The organism is Mesorhizobium sp. M2A.F.Ca.ET.042.01.1.1, from assembly GCF_003997405.1.
In the GTDB taxonomy this organism is placed as follows: domain Bacteria; phylum Pseudomonadota; class Alphaproteobacteria; order Rhizobiales; family Rhizobiaceae; genus Mesorhizobium.
This window is the reverse complement of sequence record NZ_RZRX01000319.1, coordinates 1-5,905: the sequence shown is the minus strand read 5'-3', so window position 1 is coordinate 5,905 and position 5,905 is coordinate 1. Positions and strand designations below refer to the sequence as shown.

3 protein-coding genes are annotated in these 5,905 nt (G+C 65.3%); 1 reads left to right on the top strand and 2 read right to left on the bottom strand.

The window, feature by feature from the left end; genetic code table 11:
* A partial coding sequence (locus EOA23_RS30510; protein ID WP_145966525.1) for a glucose/quinate/shikimate family membrane-bound PQQ-dependent dehydrogenase occupies positions 1–2,247 on the bottom strand: 2,247 nt, incomplete at its 3' end.
* 238 nt (positions 2,248–2,485) lie between these two features.
* Between EOA23_RS30510 and EOA23_RS30505 the strand changes: the two genes are divergently transcribed.
* Entirely contained in the window at positions 2,486–5,170 is a 2,685-nt protein-coding gene (locus EOA23_RS30505) for a UvrD-helicase domain-containing protein (protein ID WP_127306855.1), read from the top strand.
* Between the two features lie 9 nt (positions 5,171–5,179).
* Here EOA23_RS30505 and EOA23_RS30500 read toward each other — a convergent pair.
* A partial coding sequence (locus EOA23_RS30500) for an ABC transporter permease (protein WP_145966524.1) occupies positions 5,180–5,905 on the bottom strand: 726 nt, incomplete at its 5' end.

Genomic DNA, 5,905 nt, shown 5'->3' with positions numbered 1-5,905 from the left:
CAAGCAACTCTGGCAGGCGCGGCGGCCGTCGGCCACCGTGTAGGTCATCGGCGTCGCCTGCCCGCCCGCCGGCAGCCGCGCCTGCCAGAGTTGCTTGCCGGTGGTGAGGTCGTAGGCGCGCAGATAGTCGTCGACCGCCGCGCCCAGGAAAGCGACGCCGCCCGCCGTGATCATAGGCCCGCCTATGCCAGGAACGCCGACCTTGAGCGGCAACGGCAGCGGCGTCATGTCGTAGACGGTGCCGTTGCGGTGCTGGTAGGCGATGTTTCCGGTCTTCAGGTCGACGCCGGCGACATAGCCCCAGGGCGGCGCCTGGCAGGGGATGCCGAGCGGCGACAGGAACGGCCCCATCACCACCGCGTAAGGCGCGCCATCGTTGCGGTTCAGCCCCTGCTCGCTGCCCTTGGTGTCGCCTGGCGGCGGCACGTCCGCGCGCGGGATGAGCTTGGACGTGAACGCCAGGTAGGTCGGCATGCCGAACATCACCTGCCGCACCGGATCGACCGCGACACCGCCCCAGTTGAAGACGCCGAAATTGCCGGGATAGATCAGCGAGCCCTGCAGCGAGGGCGGCGTGTAGCGGCCCTCATAGCGCAATTTCTTCAACTCGATCCGGCAGGCCAGCTGATCGAACAGGGTGATGCCCCACATGTCGGCGCCGGTCAGCGGCTTCGGATTGAAGGAAAGGTCGGAGGCCGGCTGTGTCGGCGAGGCATGATCGCCCTCGATCGCGCCGCCGGGGGCCGGCACGTCCTTGACCGGAATGATCGGCTCGCCCGTGCGCCGGTCGAGCACATAGAGGTCGCCCTGCTTGGTCGGCCCGACCAGCGCCGGCACGATGCCGTTTGCCGTCGTGATGTCGACCAGTGACGGCTGCGCCGGCACGTCCATGTCCCACAGATCGTGATGCACGGTCTGCCGCACCCATCGCAATTGCCCGGTGTTGAGGTCGAGCGCGGTGATCGAGGAGGAGAACTTCTCGACATTGGCGCTGCGGCCCATGCCGAGCTGGTCCGGCGTCTGGTTGCCGAGCGGCACGTAAAGCAGCCCGAGCTTCTCGTCAGCGCTGGCGGTCGACCACATGTTGGGCGAGTTGTGTGTGTAGGTCTGCCCGGCGGGCAGCGGCGTCGTCACATCCGGATTGCCGGAATCCCAGTTCCACAGCAGCGCGCCGGTGTCGACGTCGAAGGCGCGGATGACGCCCGACGGCTCCTCGGTCGAGTAATTGTCGTTGACCGCGCCGCCGACGATGATCTTGCCGGCGACGATCAGCGGCGCCGAGGTCGAATAGTAATAGCCCGATTTCGGATAAGGCATATTGGCCATCAGGTTCAGCGTGCCGCCCTCGGCGAAGGACGGACACAACTGCCCGTTGGTGGCGTCGAGTGCGATCAGGCGAGCGTCCGAAGTCGGCAGGTAGACGCGCTGCGCGCAGGGCTGGCCGGCGGCGATCTTGGCATCGGCATAATAGGACACGCCGCGGCAGGTCTGGTGCTGGCGGTTGTTGTCGAGCTTGATCTTGGGATCGTAGCGCCACTTTTCCTTGCCGCTCGCGGCATCGATGGCGATGGCGAAGTTGTGCGGCGTGCAGATGAAGAGCGCGTCGCCGATCTTCAGCGGCGTCACCTGATAGGTCGTTTCGCCGATATCGTCGGGGCCTTTCACATCGCCGGTGCGGTAGGTCCAGGCTGGCTGCAACTTGGCGACATTGTCGGGCGTGATCTGGTCGAGCGGCGAATAGCGCTGTCCGAACGGCGTGCGGCCGTAGAAGTGCCACTCGCCGGCCGGCATGTCGCCGCCGAGATTGGCCGCCGCCGCCACCTTTTCGGTGCCGAGCGTGCCGGCGATATCGTGCGGATCGGCGGTCATCGAGTAACCGGCGACAGCGAGCGAGGCGAGCACCGCCAGGATTAGCGGCGCGCGGCCGTCGGGACCGCGCAGGCCCCGCCTTGCCCATGGGGTCAAAAGCCACAGCGCGATGAGCACGATGACGCCGCCGCGCGGACCGAGCTGCCACCAGTCGAAGCCGATCTCCCAGACTGCCCAGCACAAAGTGGCGAGCACGAACAGCGCGTAGAGCCAGAGCGAGGTCGATCTGCGCCTGAAGAGCAGCCAGGCGGTGATCAGGAAGACCAGGCCGGCGATCAGGTAGTACCAACTGCCACCCAGCGCGACGAGCCAGATGCCGCCGCCGCCGAGAATGAGACCGATGAGGAAGAGGACGAGGGAGGTGATGGTGACAGCCAAGACGGTGCTCCTTCGACTGTTGCGCGCATCAAGCAATTCCAGGAAAAGCGTGAAGCGTCTTTCCGTCCGGAACTGCGTCAAACAAGATAGAGCAGCTTGCGGGGTGCGACAGGCCCCGCCCTGCCGGCAGCTTTCCCCTCACCCGCTCCGGCTGTCAAGTTGATCCGGGACACGCGAAACTAGAACAAAACGTAGACAGTTCTGGTCTTTCGCTCCCGAATCACTACATTCGGGGGCGATGTCGGGCTTTTCCGAAGACATGCCTTTTTTCGATGAACCGAATGCGCGGCCGGCTGCGGCCCCGTCCGGCATAGCCGCGCGCGCCATGGCGGCGCGCAGCGGCCAGAACAGCGCGCCCGATTATCTGAAGGGCCTGAACCCGGAGCAGCGGCTCGCCGTCGAGACGACCGAAGGCCCGGTCCTGGTGCTGGCCGGCGCCGGCACCGGCAAGACGCGCGTGCTCACCACCCGCATCGCCCACATTCTTGCCACCGGCAGGGCCTTCCCGTCGCAGATCCTGGCCGTCACCTTCACCAACAAGGCCGCGCGCGAGATGAAGCAGCGCATCGGCCACCTGATCGGCGAAGGCAATGTCGAGGGCATGCCCTGGCTCGGCACCTTCCACTCGATCGGCGTGAAGCTGTTGCGGCGCCATGCCGAGCTTGCCGGACTGAAATCGGATTTCACCATACTCGACACCGACGACGTGGTGCGGCTGATCAAGCAGCTGATCCAGGCCGAGGGGCTGGATGACAAGCGCTGGCCTGCCAAGACCTTCGCCCAGATGCTCGACAACTGGAAGAACAAGGGCCTCGGCCCCGACGAGATTGCGGAAGGCGATGCGCGCAGCTTCGGCAACGGCAAGGGCCGCCAACTCTACAAGGCCTATCAGGAACGGCTGCAGACGCTGAATTCCTGCGACTTCGGCGACCTGCTCTATCACCCGATCCGCATCTTCCGCGCCTATCCGGACGTGCTGAAGGACTATCACCGCAAGTTCAAATACATACTGGTCGACGAGTACCAGGACACCAACACCGCGCAGTATATGTGGCTTCGCCTCCTGGCGCAGCGGCCTCAATCCTCCCCCCCTGAGGGGGAGGTGTCCGCGAAGGGGACGGGGGGGGTCGCCGCAGAAGGCACCGCCAAAACGTCGAGCACTGCCGCGAGGACCCCACCCGACCAGGCTTCGCCTGGCCACCCTCCCCTCAAGGGGGAGGGAAACCGGCGCCCCGCCACCGTAAACATCTGCTGCGTTGGCGACGACGACCAGTCGATCTATGGCTGGCGCGGCGCCGAGGTCGACAACATCCTGCGCTTCGACAAGGATTTCCCGGGCGCCACCATCATCCGGCTGGAGCGCAATTATCGCTCCACCGCGCATATCCTGGGCGCCGCCTCCCACCTCATCGCCCACAATGAGGGCCGCTTCGGCAAGACGCTGTTCACCGACCGCGACGACCCCGAGGACGACAAGGTACATGTCCATGCCGCCTGGGACTCGGAGGAAGAGGCGCGCGCCATAGGCGACGCCATCGAGGCCTATCAGCGGCAGAAGCATAACCTCAATGACATGGCGATTCTTGTGCGCGCGTCCTTCCAGATGCGCGCCTTCGAAGACCGCTTCATCACGCTGGGCTTGAATTACCGCGTCATCGGCGGTCCGCGTTTCTATGAGCGCCTGGAAATCCGCGACGCGCTGGCCTTCTTCCGCGTCGTCGCCAACAGCGGCGACGACCTCGCCTTCGAGCGCATCGTCAACGTGCCGAAGCGGGGGCTCGGCGAAGCCACCATCCGCCAGATCCACGACACCGCGCGCGCCATGCGCGTGCCGATGCTGGAGGCTGCGGCGACGCTCGCCGAAAGCGACGAGCTGAAGCCCAAGCCGCGCGCAGCACTCCGCGAGGTGGCCGCCAATTTCGAGCGCTGGCAGAAAGCGCTGGAAACCACCCCGCACACCGAGCTCGCCGAGACCATCCTCGAAGAGAGTGGCTACACCGACATGTGGAAGAACGACCGTTCCGCGGACGCGCCGGGGCGGTTGGAAAACCTCAAGGAGCTGATCCGCTCGATGGAGGAGTATGAATCGCTCCGCTCCTTCCTCGAGCATGTCGCGCTGGTCATGGACGCCGAGCAGAATGCCGAGCAGGATGCCGTCTCGATCATGACGCTGCATTCGGCCAAGGGCCTCGAATTCGAAACCGTTTTCCTGCCCGGCTGGGAGGAGGGCCTCTTCCCCCACCAGCGCGCGCTGGACGAAGGCGGTCGCTCCGGCCTGGAGGAGGAACGCCGGCTTGCCTATGTCGGCCTGACGCGGGCGAAGAAGAACCTGCACATCTGGTTCGTCTCCAACCGTCAGATCCACGGGCTGTGGCAATCGACCATCCCGTCGCGCTTCGTCGACGAGCTGCCGGAAACCCATATCGACATCGCCGAAGGCGGCAATAGCTACGGCGGCTACGGCAATCCCTATGGCGGCGACGCTTTTGCATCGGGACGCGGTGGCGGCCGGCAGAATCCTTACGGCGCCTCGCGCTTCGACAATGTCGGGGCGAAAGACCAGGGCAGCTTCTCCAACACCTATGCCACGCCCGGCTGGCAGCGCGCCCAGGCCAACCGCACCGAAGCGACCGACCGCAACTGGGGCACCCGCTCCGGCCATCAGGTCGAGCGCATCGGCTATGGCGAGACGGATAGCGGCTACGGCGCCGGCCGGACTAGTGTGAAGGGCCGTACTATCGAGGGCGAGCTGGTCGCCAAATCCGTCGCCGACACGCCATCCGCCTTCAATGTCGGCGACCGGGTATTTCACCAGAAATTCGGCAACGGCAACATCGCCGCCATCGAAGGCAACAAGCTCACCATCGACTTCGACAAGGCCGGCCAGAAACGCGTGCTGGACGGGTTTGTCGCGCCGGTGTGAGCGGTCTCCTCACCTGTACCTTGCCTGGTTCCATTTATGGCCGAGCAGCGACAGGATGATAATTAGCCCGTTGAAGAACTGGACGTAGAAGCCGCTGAGGCCCGCCGCCACCACGCCTGTCTGGATGAACGACACGGTGACCGCGCCGATCGCACCGCCGACGACGGTGCCGATGCCGCCCCAGGTCGGCGTGCCGCCGACGAATACCGAGGCGAGCACCGGCAGCAGATAGCCGTCGCCCGCCGTCGGCCACCAGGTGAAGTTGATCATCACCGAGAAGGTGCCGGCGATCGCGGCGCCTATGCCGGTGAAGACGAACACTTTCACCCGTACGAGCTTGACGTCGATGCCCATCTGCTTGGCGCTGTCGGGATTGTCGCCGACCACCTTCACCTGCGCGCCGAAGCGGTGCCGGTTGAAGAGCAGCGCCGAGAACACGACGAAGGCTATCGCCCAGAAGATCTGCACCGGGATGCCCCAGATCTGGCTGGAGAAGATCTTGTAGGCCGCGCTGTTGGCCAGATTGGTCAGCGCCGTCGACTTGCCCTCGTTGATGATCTGGATCAGGCCACGCAGCAGGAAATTCATGCCGAGCGTAGCGATCAGCGACGACAGCCCGCCATAGACGACCAGCGAGCCGACGAGGAAGCCGAGCAGCGTGCCGGTGACCAGAGCCGCGGCAATGCCGAGGAATGGATCGTAGCCGGCCTGCACCACCAGCGCGAAGACCCAGGA

Excerpts from the sequence above, each read along its gene's own strand:
- EOA23_RS30505 (WP_127306855.1), top strand. The coding sequence starts at position 2,486 with ATGTCGGGCTTTTCCGAAGACATGCCTTTTTTCGATGAACCGAATGCG.